The sequence below is a fragment of the Mucilaginibacter sp. AK015 genome (genome assembly GCF_014200785.1).
Classification (GTDB): Bacteria; Bacteroidota; Bacteroidia; order Sphingobacteriales; family Sphingobacteriaceae; genus Mucilaginibacter.
In genome coordinates this window covers 201,574-218,396 of the sequence record NZ_JACHCV010000001.1, presented here as the reverse complement: position 1 = coordinate 218,396, position 16,823 = coordinate 201,574, and the positions used below count along the sequence as shown (strand labels likewise).

Sequence of the window (16,823 nt, the reverse complement as noted above, 5' to 3'; positions counted from 1 at the left end):
TCAAGTTGCTTTATACTTTAAAAAGTGACGTTAAATCCTGCTGCCAGAAACCGTGGGGTTGGGCCGTTATTCTGCGGATCCCAAAGCGGCCAGTCAGAGATAACGGCGGCGTTTGTAGCATTCACAAACAGTTTGGCGCTCGACATCCCCAGGCGTTTTATTAAAGCGGGGCTAAAGGTGTAACCTAACGACACCGTTTGCAGCCTGATGAAAGAGGCTTTGCGCCATATATTAATTGTAGTACCAGACGAACCTGAGTTTAACCTGGCGTAGTCGTTTATGGGGTTATCGGGGGTCCAGTATGGCAGGTCGTAAGCATTCATACGGCCGTTGCCCACGCTGCCCGGGTTGTTAACCGCGTTGTTAAACTGCCTTAATTGCCCGATGCTTGATACCAGCATGAACGAGAAATCGAAGTTTTTCAGGAAATTGAAATCGTTACGCAACGACCAGCTGAACTTTGGTGCTGTTGATCCTTTAAAGACCTTATCGTCGTTGGTAAACTTGAAATCGCCGGTGCGGTCTTCCAGTTTAAAATCGCCGGGTACAGCGCCATATTTCTTGGCTTCGTCAAGCTCATCTGTTTGCCATACGCCTTTTACGTTGTAATCCCATACGGCATCAATATCGTGGCCAATAAACCAGCCGTTACCTATATCGTCTTTTTCGGGAATGGTAATTGTATTGCCCCCGGCATCGGTTGTTGTTGACGAACCATACAGGTGCACCAGTTTGTTACGGTTTAAATAAAAGGTACCCGTTGCACTCCAGTTAAAGTTTTTGTGCTGCATGATCTTACCTTCCAGTAAAACTTCGATACCCTTGTTGTTTACCTCGCCAATGTTTGTATACACATCAGGGATGGTATAACCCATTATCTGTGGCAAAGTGCGTTTAACAATTAAGCCGGTGGTTTTACGGTTGTAAACATCTACCGAACCGCTAAGGCGATTATTAAGGACAGCAAAATCTAAACCTAAGTTAGGGCCGGTTGTACGCTCCCAGGTGAGCAGGTTATTTTGCATGGATGCTACCAGGATGCTGTTGTTATTTGTAACGCTTCCGTTAGATACGGTTGGATATTTAGCACCGTTGATAATTGCCAGGGCCAGGCTCGGGTCGGCCGTGCCGCTTGCCAAACGGTTACCGTTAGACCCGTAGCCGAAGCGCAGCTTACCATAGTTTAACCACTTAAAGAAATCGGTTTTAAAGAACTTCTCGTCGCTAAAGGTCCAGGCTACGGCACCATCAAAATAATTTTGGCGTGGCTGTGTTAAGCCAAACGGCGAAAAGCCGTCGCGGCGTGCGGTGAAAGTGAAGTTGTATTTACCTGATAAGGTGTAGTTGATACGCCCCATCAAACCGTCGGCATTGTAAACACGATCATCGCTGCTTTCAACCGGCAGGGTACCCGCGCCAATATTATGATAGCCCAAAACATCGCTGGGGCTAAATTGCGAGTTGTTTGTACGCGTGTACCATGTTTGGTACTTCTCTTTGTTTAACAGGAAGGTTGCATCAAAGGTATGTATACCAAATGTTTTGTTCCAGGTTAGGATATTATCGATATTATACCTGTAACGTTCTTCCATCGAGCGATAAGCCGTACCGGTAAGGCCGTTCACCGCAATTTCGTTGGGGTTTGCCCCCGGCCTGGCAAAAAAGTTACGATAGGCTTCTATCTGCGGCGAAAAATTAAGGGTGTATTTAAACCCGAATGGAAGGTCGATCCTTGTAAATAATGTCGAAAACAGTACGTTTTGCCTGTAAACATTACTGTTGTACCTATTACCCAAAAAAGGGTTACGTTGGTTTAAGCCGCTATCGTCAGTATCTATACGCGTTAATGTGCCGTCGGGCTTATATACATCGCCATAAGGGGACGAGTTGATGATCTGCCCCCAATCGGCCTGGTTAAGGTCGTATCCCGAAAGGCCGAAGGGATTAGCCGAGTGACTTTCATCGCGCATAGAAAATTGCGCGTTTACACCTACGGTTAAAAATTTGGCTGCCTTACCCTCCAGGTTTACGCGGAAACGGGTGTTGTTGTAATCGCCCCCCTGTATCAGGTTTTCGTTATTGGTGAAGTTGCCCGAAAAATAATAGCTAACCGTTTCGCTCCGGCCCGACAGGCTGGCGGTATAATCCTGCCTTAAGCCGTTTCTGAAGATCAGTTTAGACCAATCGGTAACCTTACCGGCCTTGTAATTGGCAATTTCATTGGCAAACAGGCCCAGGCGCTGTAAATAAACGTCAACAGGGTCGCCGGTAGCACCCGACAAAAATTGGTCTAATGTAACACCTTCGGGCAAATCGCGCGGATCGCTGTAATAGTAATATGGTTTAGAGGTATTGGCGCTTCGCTGCACGTCTGATCGCCAGTGAAGAAAATCCTCGCCCTGGTGATATGGCTGGTTTTGAAGTAATTGTGCAACACCCACATTGGCGTTCAGCGTAACTACCGAAGCGCCCTTTTTACCTTTTTTTGTTGTTATGGCAACTACACCGCCCGCAGACTGCGCACCGTAAACAGCCAAAGCGCTTGGGTCGCGCAATACGTCAACCCTGTCTATATCGTTCGGGTTGATGTCGGCCAGGTCGCCAAAGTAAATAACGCCATCTAATACTATCAGCGGACTTACGTTGCCGGATAAGCTGGCTTTACCACGCACCTGAAAATCGCCGGCGCCCGCGCCTTTAGCAGATGTGTTAAGCGCTACAGATATCCCCGGTACGGCGCCACGCAATACATCGGCTACGCTGGTAGGATTATCGTTTTCAAACTTATCTGCCTTAACGCTGGTAATGGCTCCGGTAACATCTTTAACTGCGCGTGTACCGTAACCTATAACCACAACTTCGGCAAGCTGTTTATTGTTATCGGCCAGCGTAATGTTAATTAAGGCTCGGCCATCAACCTGCTGCTCCTGGGTGGTGTAGCCCATAAAACTATAGGTGAGCGTTGCGTTGCCGGCAGCGGTGATAGTGTAGCTGCCGTTGACGTCGGTTATTGTGCCGGTACCCGTTGTTTTGTTTCGTACGGTCACACCCGGCAAAGGCAATCCCTGGCTGTCTTTAACAACGCCTTTCACCGTAATATCCTGAGCAAAGGACACGGTTAGCATTGCTATAAGGAAAGCAAAAATTAGAGTAATTCTTTTTTTCATAATTTATGATTATTGTTAATAATTGATTAAGCAGCATGGCTGCCGGAATCCGCGCAAAATGCAAACCTGGTTTGCTCAAATGCTTATGCAAATACGTCTGCAATAAAAGCGATTATCTCATCGTGAGTTCCTCCGGAATTAAGTTGGTTAATTAGTAATTATTTGAGCACCGCCGTTTAACACAACCAGCAATGTCAACGCGCTTAGTATAGTTTTAATGGATGATCTGTTGAAATTTGAACATACCGGCCCTTCCCTCTTAAAAAAATTAAAGACGATTTTTAGCAAGCTGCTGAAGGGCATTACTTTCATAATTGGCTTAGTTTATATTGGTAATTGGTGCCTGTAATTGGTTGGCCAGGTACATTAAGCTCAATTATACGACGTAATTGACCTAAGTTTACGTAAACCGCGACTATATTTCTACGAAAACGTTTGAGTAGACGGGGTAATTGGTTACGATAACGTTTTCGTAAAAAAACCCGTTTTTGAATAGAAAAACAAGATGCTTTGTCGTAAAATTGTCATGCTGAAATATAGTGATCGACTAATAACGCTGAGGATAGTTGGGAAAATATGCCTACAATGCCATTCGGCATTATCAATAACGCAACATACACTTAAACTGTAATTGCTTACTGCAGCCGGTAAAAAATATAAGCAGCAAGCGCGCTGAACGGCCCTTACGTAAACCCAACAAACAGAACGAAAATGCTAATACAAAAAACCTGGCGGGCTTAAATCCCTTTTCATCAATTGTCAAAACGGTTTGCGCCCGCGCCGAAAACGCGGTAAAGCATCTATACCATATAAATAGTATCGTTCTCAACAGTGTAAAATAGCTCGCTGCCAGGTACGGTTAAAGCAAAGCGTTAAACACGGCGGGGCCGCCTGGCCTTAACCGGTTCGTCGGGGCGCCTTAGCCTGGTATAAACCCGTGGTTTTACCACAACCGGTTCATCTTCCTTAATACTGATAGACAACTGCCGGCCGCCAAGCATAGTGCCGTTCAGCGCCGCTATTATTTGTTCGGCCCCGTGCCGGTCTGCCACTTCTAAAAAAGCGTACCCCTTGCATATTTTCGTCTTTTTATCACGCACTATCTTGATGGTGCAAACATCGCCATACGGCGCAACCATCTGGACGAGTTCTAATTCCGTCATTTCCAGCGGGAAACCGCCAACAAATATTTTAACCATGTTTTCCATCGTACCGAGCAAAGGTAAGCAATCGCCCTATAAAAGTATATATAATCTTAACGCGGCACAGGCCGCACTAAAAAACACAATTATAGCATTATTTATCAAATGCTATAAGCTTAAACCCCCGATCATTCAGAAGCATGGTTGTTTATGTTTTTTGTATTGTTAATTTAGTTTGTAGATTTAGCATCTCATTAGCAGCATATGAAAAATTTACCGGTTTTAAATCACAATCGCATCTTGCGTTTTTTTGGCGTGCAAATAATAATGGCACTTATCATTTTTTCTGCGGTTAAGGCTTCGGCGCCGATAGATAAAGATCCCGCCGTTATTGGCCGCTGGGATATCACGATAGAGAAAGACGGCAAAACCCTGCCATCGTGGTTAGAGGTGCAAAAATCGGGTACGCATACGCTGATCGGGCGCTTTACTTATGCATTTGGCAGCGCAAGGCCTATTGCGCAGGTAATGACAAACGCGGGTAAATACAGCTTTTCTATACCACCGCAATGGGAAGAAGGAAGCCGCAATATGGATTTTGAATTTGAGGTAAGCGGCGATGCGCTGAAAGGCACCATGGTTTATACCGACGGAAAATCGTACAACTTTACAGGCGTACGCGCACCATTGATGATCAGGGCTAAAGCGCCTGTTTGGGGGAAACCCATCAGGTTATTTAACGGCAAAGACACCAAAGGCTGGCATACCGACGGCAAAAACCAATGGACGGTAGAGAATGGCATTTTACGAAGCACACACTCGGGCGCCAACCTGATCACCGATAGGAAATTCAGCGATTTTAAACTGCATATCGAGTTCCGTTACAAGCATGGCAGCAACAGCGGCGTTTACCTGCGCGGCCGTTACGAGGTTCAGGTTATTGATACTAAAAGCGGCGAACCGGAGCCTATAGCCAACCAGTTCAGTTCGGTATATGGATTCCTCCCTCCAAATAAAATGATGGCAAAAAACCCTGGCGAGTGGCAATCGTACGACATTACCCTGGTGGGCCGCCTGGTAACTATTGTTGCAAACGGCACCATGGTAATATGCAGGCAGGAAATACCCGGTATAACCGGCGGCGCTATAGACAGCAGGGAAGGTGAGCCCGGGCCGCTATTGATACAAGGCGACCACGGCCCTATCGACTATCGCAACATTATTATCACCCCGGCTAAATAGCTATTGGGTAAGCCGGTAGTGCAACTCATCGGTTTTAAGTATCTTCCATCCCGGGTTAAGCGTAATGGTCCAGCCTTTGCCTTCAACGGCCTGGCCGTTTATACTGATGCCGCCTGCGGGAAGGGTGACTACCTGCCAGTTTTTCATCAGCATACCTCCTGCTGTTACAGTTAGCTTACCCCAAACATCATTAATTTCGGATGTGGGATAAACTGTACCATGATCGCCCAGGTCGAACACCGTGTTTGGGTTAAAAACGATATTCATTTTCATAAGGTTGATGGTAAGTACGGGTTGGCGCGTAAAAATATCTACATAACGGGATACATCTTGCAGGCGCTTATCTTCCTTCAATTTTTCTGACCGGATAATAGCAGCGGCATTGTACTTCGCACCCAGCCTTTCCAATCCCCCATGCCACCCCTGCTTTGGCAAGTTAAGGTGATAATACTTCGCCAGCAACACGGGGAAGTCTGAACCGGAATCGATTTGCATGGTCCAGCGCGGATACTTTTGATACAACAGGTAACCATATACCGCACCGGTGATATATGCCGATGACCGTATCAACGACCTGCGGTTACCGGCCGTATCAATCTGATGGTACAAATGCTGCATTATACTATCTTTTTGCCGACCCAATATCATCCCGGTATATTCTGCAAGGCCCTCGCTCATCTCCAGTATCCGTTCGTTTGCAAAGGTAGCGGCGAAAAGTTCCTGCCGCTTTTTCCTGAATAGCAGGGCGTTGGCCAGGTCGGCCCGGCGTTGGCTTACAGGCTTCCCTAAAGCCGCCTTTAAGGCATTCAGTTCCAGCAAAAAATATATACGGCCGTTAAGGCTGCTAAGATGATTGACCGTTGGGCTGCGTTCAGGAAATCCAAGTTTGGTTTGGATGCGATGAAAGGACTCGTGCAGCACCAGGTTTACCCGTTCATCGCGACCGTGGGGCAACGGCCATAATATTACCGACCAATCTTTGCCCTGCCAGTGGATGGATGTATTGGCAATCATTACCTCCTTTGGCAAAACGCCTTTAAAAATATCGTCCTGTGGTTTTAATATCCCTGCACTATCGGGCTCATTTGCATAAGTTATCCGCGACTGCGGGTCTACGAACATCGTTGGGCCATAAACATCAGCTTTCCATATCTGTTGATGGTAAGCGGCGCGTTCGGCCTCTTTAAAGTACGTGGCGGCAAGTTTATCGGTACTATCAGTGTTCTGGGCGTTGCCCGTCAGCACAGACAGGGAAAGTATAAGCACTATTAACTTTTTCATCGCGGTTTTTGTTCAATTATCGGCAACAAACCGCTACTGCACTATCTTTATTATACAAGTGCACAAAATATTATATAAGCGGGTACCCGGCTGTCGTTCGTCCGGCAAATACAACCGTTGATATAAAAATTATTTGGTTGCGTTTGATTTGCATAAATTGCCTTATGCGCAAAACGTTGCTCCATCTTATCTTTTGGGCGGTGTTCTTCCTGATGTGGAACAGGATCATGTATTTCTACGTGGATAACCGGATGAACAGGTTGTATTTTACAGGAGTAGATGTGGCGCTGGTGGCTTCGGCATTCTATATCGTTTACCTGTATATTATGCCCGATTATTTACGACGCAAAAGCATGGTTAAGCTGGTATTGTTTTCCGCTGTGCTTATTGCCGTGTTGTCAGGCATCTACTCGTTGATAATGCTGTTGTTTTTACGCGAGCAGCTTGTGCCCATCCATTTTGATTTTACGTGGAACTACGAAGACCTGCAGTACAATCGTTTCTTTATCGCCCTGGTTGGCGTGCTTGCCGGTTGTTCTGTTAAGATCATAAAAGACCGTCAGGACGTAAGCAGGCGACTGTTTTTAATGGAAAAGGAAAAATCGATAGCAGAGCTCTCGTACCTGAAAGCGCAGATCAACCCGCATTTCCTTTTTAACTCGTTAAACAACCTGCACGCCCAGATAGAGCTTGATGCCGCTGACGCTAAAAGCACATTGGTATCGCTGTCAGAACTTCTTCGTTATCAGCTTTACGATTGCAATGCCGACCTCATAGCCCTGAATAAAGAACTGGCCTACCTGAAAAACTATTTTAACCTGCAAAGCATCCGCAAGGATAATTGCAGTGCGCGCCTTTCCGTTTCGGGCAATTACGATGGCTTGCGGATAGCCCCTCTGCTGCTTATTCCATTTGTAGAGAACGCCTTTAAATACGTATCTGACCATGATGGCCGGGATAACTTTATCAAAGCGGATATCAGCCTGCAAAATAAACAGCTGCTATTCTGGTGCAGCAATACCTTTAATGTTGAAAGCCAAAGCGAGGCTGACCGTTCAAACAAAGGTATAGGCCTTATAAATGTGCGCAAACGGCTACAACTGATATACGGCAACAATCATTCGCTTACGCAGGAAATTGCCAACGGAGTTTACACCGTTAAACTAACCTTAAAATTAATGTAATGCTTAACTGTTTAATAGTGGATGACGAGCCGCTTGCACGCCGGCAAATTGAAAGCTATGTAAGCCGCATACCTTTTTTAAAACTGGTTGGCAGCGTACGAAACACCGCCGCTGCTATGCAGGTTTTACACTCAGATCCCGTAGACCTTATCTTCCTTGATATTAAAATGCAGGGGATAACCGGTATCGACTTCCTAAAAAATAATGACGTTTTTCAACAGGTCATTTTCATCACCGCTTTCCCGGAGTATGCCATTGAGGGTTTTGAGCTGGAGGTAACCGATTACCTGATGAAGCCCGTAACCTTCGAACGTTTTTTGAAAGCATGCGAAAAAGCATTTGACAGGGTTGGCGGCTCAGACACCATCCGGTCAATTCAGACACGGCCCGGTTTTTTGTACGTAAAGTGCAACCAGCGCTTTCAAAAGATACTGGTAGGCGATATCCTGTTCATCGAGGCTATGCTTAACTATGTTACCATTGTAACTACATCGGGTAAATACATCGTTTACTCCAGTTTAAAAGCCATCTGGGGCAGCCTGCCGCCGCAACAATTTATCAGGATACATAAATCGTACCTGGCGGGTGTGGCGCACATTACTGCTATCAGTTCCGGCCATGTTCATATCCGGGAGCATGCTTTGCCCGTAAGCCGCGCAAATAAACAGTCGGTTTTAAAAATGGCCTTAACGTTATCCACTTAATGTCATCCAAGTTTCTAAATCCCGTCACCCCCGCATCACGAATCAATAATTCGTATTTTATTTAAAATGTTTTGGTGAGCTTCGCGTCTACATAGGTATATAAGCAACATAACCATATGAAAAACGACTACTTAACCATAAATGGCGACTGCCTTTCTATAAATACTCCACCTGATACCGAAAAAGAACTGGCTATTTTATTTCTTGATATCCGCAATTTTACCGGGCTGATGGAGTCACAGCCGGGTCACTCGGTTATACAAGTGGTGCGACGCTTGTTCACTGCATTTAACCAGATCATCAAAAATTTTCAGGGCAAGGTTGTGGAGATCGCGGGTGATAACCTGTACGCGGTTTTTGGCCTGCAAACTAACATACGCGAGGCGGCAAACAACGCGTACCATGCTGCCAGGATGATGTTTGAAACGGTTAGCCTTTTTAACAGGGCGCATGGTGGCCCTTTTGAAGGCGGCCCGCTCGAAATAGGCGTAGGCCTGCATACGGGGAAAGTGTTTGTCGGCGAATTTGGACTTGACAAGCCGGCCGCCCTCTCGGTAATGGGCCTGCCCGTTAATATCGCCGCCCGTTTACAAGCTAAAACCAAAGAACTTAATAACGACATGCTTATTTCTGAAGACGCCTATCGGCTTTTAGAACCAGAGGACACATCATTTGGCTATAAAACCGTGGGCTTGCAGGGAATATCGCAAAGCCAGCAAGTACGTTTGGCAGGTAAACCCTACAATAACCAACACTCGCTTTCAGCATCGCAGCAGCATATAGATTATTTGCTGGCTATTTCGGGCTAAGTGATCAGCAAATACCTGAGCTATCGGTGCAAATAAATGTTTATATTATGTTTGCACATATCAACATATAATGTAATTTCGGCATAATCAATCACCGGTTATTATATTTATATGATACGATATTTACTAATCCTCTGTTTGCTAACGTCAGGGGGTTACGGCAGTTTGTATGCACAGCAAACCAATAATAAAGTAATTGCTGCCGAAATACTTGGCAACAGCAAGCTTGATACAATACAAAGCCGTGCGCTTGTTTTGCTGAATGGCTTTTCGGCGGGCACCTCGTATAACGAGGTTTGGATCCGCGATTTTAACACCTTTATAAAGGGTTCGCTTAAAGTGCATCCGAAAGCAACCGTAAAACAAATGCTGTTGCTATTTTTTAAGATACAGGGCACAGACGGTAACATTGTTGACGGATTGGTTGATACCTCGAAAGCACACGGTGGCTACGCGTACAGGTATTCTAAATTGCTGCCAACCTGGGCGGGCCATAAAAACACTGTGGAAACAGACCAGGAGTCGTCGCTGATCCAGGCTGTACGTAAATACATCGATGTAACCGGCGATACATCCATCCTGCAGGAAAAAATAGATGGCAAAACGGTAACTGCCCGTATGGAAAATGCGCTGAAATATGTATTAAAGGATCGCTGGTCAGCAAAATATGGCCTGGTTACCGGTGCGACCACTATTGACTGGGGCGACGTGCAACCCGAAACAGGCTGGGGTGTGGCCATCAACAAAAAAACAAAATGGGCCATTGATATATACGATAATGCCATGTATGTGATTGCCCTGCACGATTTTTTAGCTATAAAGCCAAAGCAATACAAAACCGCTACAGACTGGGCAGGCATAGCCGGCAGGATAAAAACAAATGTGCGCAAACATTTGTGGTCGGCGGCTGATCAAAAATATATTCCGCACATTTATCTTAACGGCAGCCCGTTCAGTAAGGGTTTTGATGAAAAAAACATTTTATATACCGGCGGATCGATATGCGCTATTATGGCCGGGTTCAACACGCCAGCCGAGGTAAAAGCGATAAACAGGCAAATGCGCGGGGCCGCGACCAAAGAAAAGTTTGCCACCATAGGCATTACGGTTTACCCGCCCTATCCCGAAAAAGAATTTCCGAACATGAAGCCATATCTATACCAAAACGCCGGCGACTGGACCTGGTTTGGCGGCCGCATCACATCGGCGCTGTTACCGTACAATATGGCACCCGAGGCTTATGAAGATCTGAAACCGATGGTAGACCGCGCGATACAGCATAAGGGCTTTTATGAATGGTACGATGTGCAAACCGGCCAACCAAAAGGCTCCGGTGATTTCAGGGGCGAGGCTGGCGTATTGTATGACGCCATCACACAGCTGAAAGATTGGGCCGCAAAGCACCAATAAGTATCAAAAAGCCCATTTTATGATCAGGCTTTTTATAAATGATATCATAAATATGAGCACCGCTACCGCAATAAATATAAACTTTAAACCTGTCAGCCAGCAGGTACCCCAATAGGATGCTGCATCATTAACATGATGAAAGTTGTGCAACAGCCTAAAGTTTTCGACAACATCCAAACCGCCCGCCGCTACCACAAGCAGGAAGTTAAACCTCAGCAACTCGTTAAGCGGCAGCCAGTTCTCGCGCTGCATTTGCCAGTTAGACAGGGTGATCAACAGCGTTACGTAGCTTGCAATAAAAAAGAAATCCCAATGCGTATTTTGCCGGGCAACTTCCAGTAAGTTGCTATCGCCATAAAAACAATTGAGCCAATTGCCCATAATAACCAACCCATGCGTTTTGCCCGCGAATTCGAGCGAGAAAACATCGTAACCGCTGGCGCCGATCAGGTAGTTTTGATACCCTGTAACAGCCAGCAGGGCGATAAATATTATCCACAGAATGAGTTTCATACGCTTAAAGATTATACTTTATAAACCAAACCGCTGGTTGGCGGCAAACCATTAATGCAATTAATAAAGGCCCTGCCCGTGTTACGAAATTTCGCCGGCAAGGGGTGCAGTTCATCCGTCCAGCCGTCATCCCCTACGCTCCCGCGCGAATCGATATGAAACACGCAATCATAGCCCGCGATATTTTTGAAAAGTTGTCCGGTTTCTATCATCATTTCATTAAAAAGATAGATCATGGCGTAAACTACATCGCGCTGTACGTTTTCGTCGCTTATGCCCCGCAGATCAAGCGGGGTTTTTAGCCAACTGCCGTGCCCCAAAAAAATGCGCGCAAATGGTTTATACCACCGCCAGGGTTTTATACCAAAGCCGCGCCTTCGGCTGGGTTGTGCATAGTCATAACCCTGGGTAATTATTTTAATACCAGGAAATTTCCCTTTCTTAGGATCGCCCGACCCTGAAGTAAGGATGCCGTTGAAGATGTTATAATACTGCAGCTGAAAGAACATTAGCAAGGCGAAAAAATCTTTCGACAAGTAGGCCAACCCGTTTTCAAACCGGTCCATATTAATCGGGGCGCCGCCGGGCTTCATCAGGCGTTGCGCCCACTCGCTATGGCTAAGTTCATTCATTTTACCCGATGGATCTACCATTGCAGCTATGCGGTTGCTGCCCACAAGGTCGTTACCGCCGCCGCTTAAGATAAATACGTCGGGATGCATGGTCGAAAGTTGTTCTACGTATTTCCTGGCGCTAAGCATGTTCAGCAGCCAGTCGCCGCCCGAAGCCAGGCTGTAAACTGCCATGTTGCTTTCCATCCCTATCCAGTCTATCACATCACTGAGCAGTATGGGATAATTGAACCATGAATCGCCCTCAACAAGGATAACCTTATTTCCGGGTTTCCCCCGAAAACCGTTTTTTATTTTCGCGATGAATTTGCCATTACGCTGTTGATTTTTAATGGCATCAACTTTAGCCATTAGCGGGGCTAAAGCGGCAATTTTTTTTACCTGTTCGTCATTAAGGTCGTAGATACGCTGTATGATATTTGACAGGTCGCGCTCATCAACTTCCGCCCTCAGGGATATAAAGTTTGGCAATGATATGCGGTTTGCCAGCAGTTCACTGATCAGTTCGTCCTTTTGCGAAGTAGTCATGCGATTAAAGTTTGGTTGTACTAATTTACTCATTAATCAGCCAGAAAAAAGTATAATTTTTTCAAGAAAATTCGGAAATTTTCAGGTGTTTACACGCTTGACGGTATCAAAGCGTATGTGCATAATCGTGCTTCAAAACTGTATCATTACCGAACACTCCCGTTTCGTCACCGAACAGTGTAAGCGATGCGATTTTATTTTAATTTATTAAAAATCAGGTATTTATATAACAGGCATGCATTTTAACAGTACTTATTATATTAAAACCGCTTACCGCCATGATCAAAAATTATCTGCGCAGCGCCTTTCGCAATTTCGGCAGGCATAAATTTATAGCCTTCATCAATATCTCGGGCTTAACCATTGGGTTAACCTGTTGCCTGCTGATACTTTGCTACATAATTAATGAGCTGAGCTACGATAAGTTCAATACCAACGTAGCGGATATTTACCGCGTTACCCGCAGCTTTAACAATACCGATGGTGTTGTTAATTTGCACCTGGGCGCGGTGGCCCCGCCCTTTGGCCCGCTATTAAAAAACGAATTCCCTGATATAAAGCAGGTAACCCGGGTTTACCCGAATAGCGGCGTCACCTTACGCTATAAAGACAAGTTATTTAACGAAAAGGAATCGGCTTTCGCCGATGAAAACTTCTTTAACTTTTTCACGGTTAAAACCATTGCAGGCAACCCGAAAACGGCCCTTACGGAGCCTTACAGCGTTATGTTGACCGAAGAACTGGCGCATAAATATTTCGGTAACGAAAACCCGATAAATAAAGAGATAAGGTTTGCCAACCAGTTTAATTTTAAAGTGACGGGCGTTTACAAGGCATTTCCGGCTAATTCGCACCTGCGCCCTAAAATGCTGATGTCGTTTAATACTTTAAATGACACCGCTGTGTACGGCCGAAAGGGGTTGGAAACCAACTGGGGAAATAACTCTTTTTACACTTACCTGCTGTTGCCCCCTAAATACAATGTAGCCGGTATGACGGCCCGCTTCCCTGCATTCTTAGACAAATACATGCCCCACGATGGCACCAACAAACCATCGGCAGGTACAAAGTTGTTTTTACAGCGGCTGGCTGATATCCACCTATATTCTCATCTGGATAGCGAGATAGATCAGAACGGCGATATTAAGCGTGTCTATATATTTTCGGCCATTGCCTTGTTTATTTTGCTGATAGCCTGCATTAACTACATGAACCTTTCTACCGCCCGTTCAACCTTAAGAGCGAAAGAAATTGGTATCAGAAAAGTAATTGGCGCACAGCAAAAGCAAATAATCAGTCAATTTTTAGGAGAATCGGTCCTGATCACTTATGTATCGCTCACTTTGGCGTTCGTTATCACGGCCTTATCCATCCCAGCGATCAACAAGGCTTCGGAATTAGGTTTATCCATACATACCGTCCTACAGCCTGCTATATTGGCGCCGGTGCTTATTGTGCCTTTTATAATAGGGATACTCAGCGGCATTTATCCCGCTATCTTTATGTCGTCGTTCAACCCGTCAAAAGTGCTTAAAGGGATCATGAAGGTAGGAAACGGCGGCTTGTCATTCCGTAAAGTGCTGGTAATTACCCAATTTTCAATATCTATCGTGCTTATTGTAGCTACTATTGTTGTATTTAAGCAGCTACAATTTATGCAGGGTAAATCGCTCGGATTAAACAAAGATCATATAGTAACGTTAGGGAGTGGTGTACCGGCAGAGCAATTTGAAAGTTTTAAGGCAGATTTGATGCGCTCGCCTCTGATAAGTTCTATCAGCCGTTCGTCGCGCCTCCCCTCCGGCCGCTTACTTGACGATCAGGGCATCTCTGTTTTTGACGATAACACCCAAAAAAGCACGAACGCCGACGTAAAATATGTGAATACCGACTATGGCTTTATACCTACCTACGGTATCAAGATTGCAGCCGGCCGCAACTTTAGCCGCGACTATCCTACTGACACTACAAACTATATTTTAAATCAGGCAGCGGTGAGTGCGCTTGGTTGGAAAAGCGCTGAAAACGCAATTGGCAAAGACATTAGCTATGGCGGCGTTAAAGGCAAAATTATCGGGGTGGTAAACGATTTCCATTTCGAATCGTTGCACCAGAGCATTGTGCCGATGATTATGCGTATGCCCGCTTTCGCTAATAGCAACTACGGGCGTGTAGCCATTAAAATCGATGGCCGTAACATTAATGCAGCGTTGAGTAACATTGAACAAACGTGGAAAAAATATCAACCGGAAACCCCTTTTGACTATACCTTTCTGGATGAGCGCTTTCAAAAACTGTACACGGCCGAGCAGCAGCAGGGCAAATTGTTTACTATTTTCTCGTGTATAGCCATATTTATCGCTTGCCTGGGGTTATTTGGCTTATCTGCCTTTACCATTTCGCAGCGGGTGAAAGAGATAGGTGTGCGTAAAGTATTAGGCGCCAGCATACAGCAAATTGTTGTGGAGCTTTCTAAAGATTTTTTAAAGCTTGTTATTATTGCTTCAGTTATTGCGCTCCCTGTAGCCTGGTACGCTATGAACAGGTGGCTGCTTGATTTTGCGTTCCGTATCCATATACAGTGGTGGGTGCTTGCTATTGCCGGTATTACAGCTACGCTTATTGCCTTAGTCACAATAGGCTATCAAGCTATAAAAGCAGCGCTTGCCAACCCAACCAAAAGTTTACGAAGCGAATGATGGTCATTAAAGCACCGTTATGGTTGGGGCTATTTACCGATACAGAATTTACTAAATATATTCTCCAATAAATCGTCCGTTGTAACAGCGCCCGTTATTTCACCGAGATAGTGCAGGGCTTGTTTGATATCCATCGACAGGAAGTCGGAGGTAACGTTGTCTATACCGTTAAGTACCCGCAATAAGGCTTCTTCTGTTTTTTGCAGGGCTTCCAGGTGTCGTATGTTGGTTACCAGTGTTTCGTGGCCCGTCAATTGTTCTTTTACCGCGGCATTGTATATCTTATGCTTCAACTCATCAATGTGCTGCTTTTCTTTGGCAGATATGATAATGGCCTTATCAGTATGCGGCAGCACCGACAATTGTTCGGCGTTGAGCAGATCGGCTTTGTTGGCTACTATCAGCATGGTAATACCGGGCTTTTGCAGGCTTTCTATATCGGCGTTCAGATCGGCAAGGCTTATCTCCCCGGCATCATAAACGTACAATAACAAAGCCGACTGGCTTATTTTCTCCATGGTGCGCTGTACGCCTATTTGCTCAATTGTATCGGTAGCTTCGCGGATGCCTGCGGTATCTATCATGCGGAAGTTTATGCCTTTGATATTCAAAACCTCCTCAATGGTGTCGCGCGTGGTGCCCGGGATGTGACTTACTATGGCACGCTCCTCATTCAGTAAAGCGTTTAGCAAGGTTGACTTACCTGCATTTGGCCTACCCGCGATAACTGTATTTACGCCGTTCTTGATCGCATTGCCCAGCTCAAATGATTTTATCAGGCTGCCAATAATCCGGGTAATATCATGTGTAAGCTTTTTCAGCTGGTCGCGGTTGGCAAATTCAACGTCCTCCTCGGCAAAGTCAAGTTCAAGTTCTATCAGCGATGCAAACTGCACCAATTGATCGCGCAGTTGCTGTAGCTGGTTGCTAAAGCCACCGCGCAACTGCTGTAAGGCTACCTGTTGCGATGCTTTAGAGTTTGATGCGATAAGATCGGCAACGGCCTCGGCTTGCGAAAGGTCGAGCTGACCATTGAGGAATGCCCTCAGCGTAAATTCACCTGCCTTGGCGGCGCGTGCACCATTCTTTATCAGCAGCCTGATAATGGATTCGATGATGTAATTAGAGCCGTGACAGGATATCTCTACCACATTCTCGCGCGTGTAAGACCTCGGGCTAACAAATAATGAAGCCACAACCTCATCAAGCTCCATATCGCCGTCAACAATACGCCCGAAATGCAGCGTATGCGAAGCTTGTTGGGTGAGGTCTTTCCCCCTCCAAACCTTTTGCGCGATGGTGATGGCATCCGGCCCCGAAAGACGGATCACGCCTATTGCCCCTGCACCATTCGGGGTTGCCAACGCTACTATGGTATCTTGTTGTTGGATCATTTGATCGTTATCTAACTTAATTTTCCCCAAATTTTCCTGAGTTTTTTAGACTTTTTTAGCGGTTTTTTGAGCGCTAAAATTGCTTTTCCAGGCTCTTTAATTTAATAAATCCGGGTTG

At 45.7% G+C, this 16,823-nt stretch carries 12 protein-coding genes; 6 read left to right on the top strand and 6 right to left on the bottom strand.

The features are described 5' to 3' along the window. Positions 1-17 precede the first annotated feature (17 nt). On the bottom strand, positions 18-3,167 hold the full coding sequence (locus HDC91_RS00920; protein ID WP_183547607.1) for a SusC/RagA family TonB-linked outer membrane protein: 3,150 nt from the start codon (positions 3,165-3,167) through the stop codon (positions 18-20). Positions 3,168-4,039: 872 nt separating this feature from the next. Further along, entirely contained in the window at positions 4,040-4,366 is a 327-nt protein-coding gene (locus tag HDC91_RS00915; protein ID WP_183547604.1) for an RNA-binding protein, read from the bottom strand. A 270-nt stretch (positions 4,367-4,636) separates the two neighbouring features. On the opposite strand from HDC91_RS00915, the gene HDC91_RS00910 reads away from it, so the two are divergent. Next, complete coding sequence (locus HDC91_RS00910; protein WP_183547601.1) at positions 4,637-5,551, top strand: DUF1080 domain-containing protein; 915 nt, start codon at positions 4,637-4,639, stop codon at positions 5,549-5,551. On the opposite strand, the gene HDC91_RS00905 is transcribed toward HDC91_RS00910, so the two are convergent. After that, complete coding sequence (locus HDC91_RS00905) at positions 5,552-6,832, bottom strand: hypothetical protein (protein WP_183547598.1); 1,281 nt, start codon at positions 6,830-6,832, stop codon at positions 5,552-5,554. Positions 6,833-6,996: 164 nt separating this feature from the next. Between HDC91_RS00905 and HDC91_RS00900 the strand changes: the two genes are divergently transcribed. From HDC91_RS00900 to HDC91_RS00885, 4 genes are all read left to right on the top strand, one after another. Continuing rightward, positions 6,997-8,016, top strand: coding sequence for a sensor histidine kinase (locus tag HDC91_RS00900; RefSeq protein ID WP_183547595.1), 1,020 nt, complete (start codon positions 6,997-6,999; stop codon positions 8,014-8,016). Further along, complete coding sequence (locus tag HDC91_RS00895; protein WP_183547592.1) at positions 8,016-8,720, top strand: LytTR family DNA-binding domain-containing protein; 705 nt, start codon at positions 8,016-8,018, stop codon at positions 8,718-8,720. The genes HDC91_RS00900 and HDC91_RS00895 overlap by 1 nt, the downstream gene beginning before the upstream one ends. 116 nt (positions 8,721-8,836) lie before the next feature. Continuing rightward, the gene (locus HDC91_RS00890) at positions 8,837-9,529 is read left to right on the top strand and encodes an adenylate/guanylate cyclase domain-containing protein (protein WP_183547588.1); all 693 of its coding nucleotides are present in this window, start codon (positions 8,837-8,839) and stop codon (positions 9,527-9,529) included. Between the two features lie 138 nt (positions 9,530-9,667). Next, complete coding sequence (locus HDC91_RS00885; protein WP_183547585.1) at positions 9,668-10,939, top strand: hypothetical protein; 1,272 nt, start codon at positions 9,668-9,670, stop codon at positions 10,937-10,939. 3 nt (positions 10,940-10,942) lie between these two features. Here HDC91_RS00885 and HDC91_RS00880 read toward each other — a convergent pair whose 3' ends face one another. Beyond that, positions 10,943-11,452 (bottom strand): hypothetical protein, encoded by a 510-nt coding sequence (locus HDC91_RS00880; RefSeq protein ID WP_183547582.1) that lies wholly within the window; start codon positions 11,450-11,452, stop codon positions 10,943-10,945. Between the two features lie 11 nt (positions 11,453-11,463). Beyond that, entirely contained in the window at positions 11,464-12,612 is a 1,149-nt protein-coding gene (locus HDC91_RS00875) for a hypothetical protein (RefSeq protein WP_183547579.1), read from the bottom strand. 278 nt (positions 12,613-12,890) lie between these two features. Here HDC91_RS00875 and HDC91_RS00870 point away from each other — a divergent pair, with 278 nt between their 5' ends. After that, the gene (locus tag HDC91_RS00870; RefSeq protein WP_183547576.1) at positions 12,891-15,311 is read left to right on the top strand and encodes an ABC transporter permease; all 2,421 of its coding nucleotides are present in this window, start codon (positions 12,891-12,893) and stop codon (positions 15,309-15,311) included. A gap of 29 nt (positions 15,312-15,340) precedes the next feature. Here the strand turns inward: HDC91_RS00870 and mnmE are convergent, their stop codons facing one another. Next, positions 15,341-16,705: a tRNA uridine-5-carboxymethylaminomethyl(34) synthesis GTPase MnmE gene (gene mnmE / locus HDC91_RS00865; protein WP_183547573.1), complete on the bottom strand. Its 1,365-nt coding sequence runs from the start codon at positions 16,703-16,705 to the stop codon at positions 15,341-15,343. Positions 16,706-16,823 lie beyond the last annotated feature (118 nt).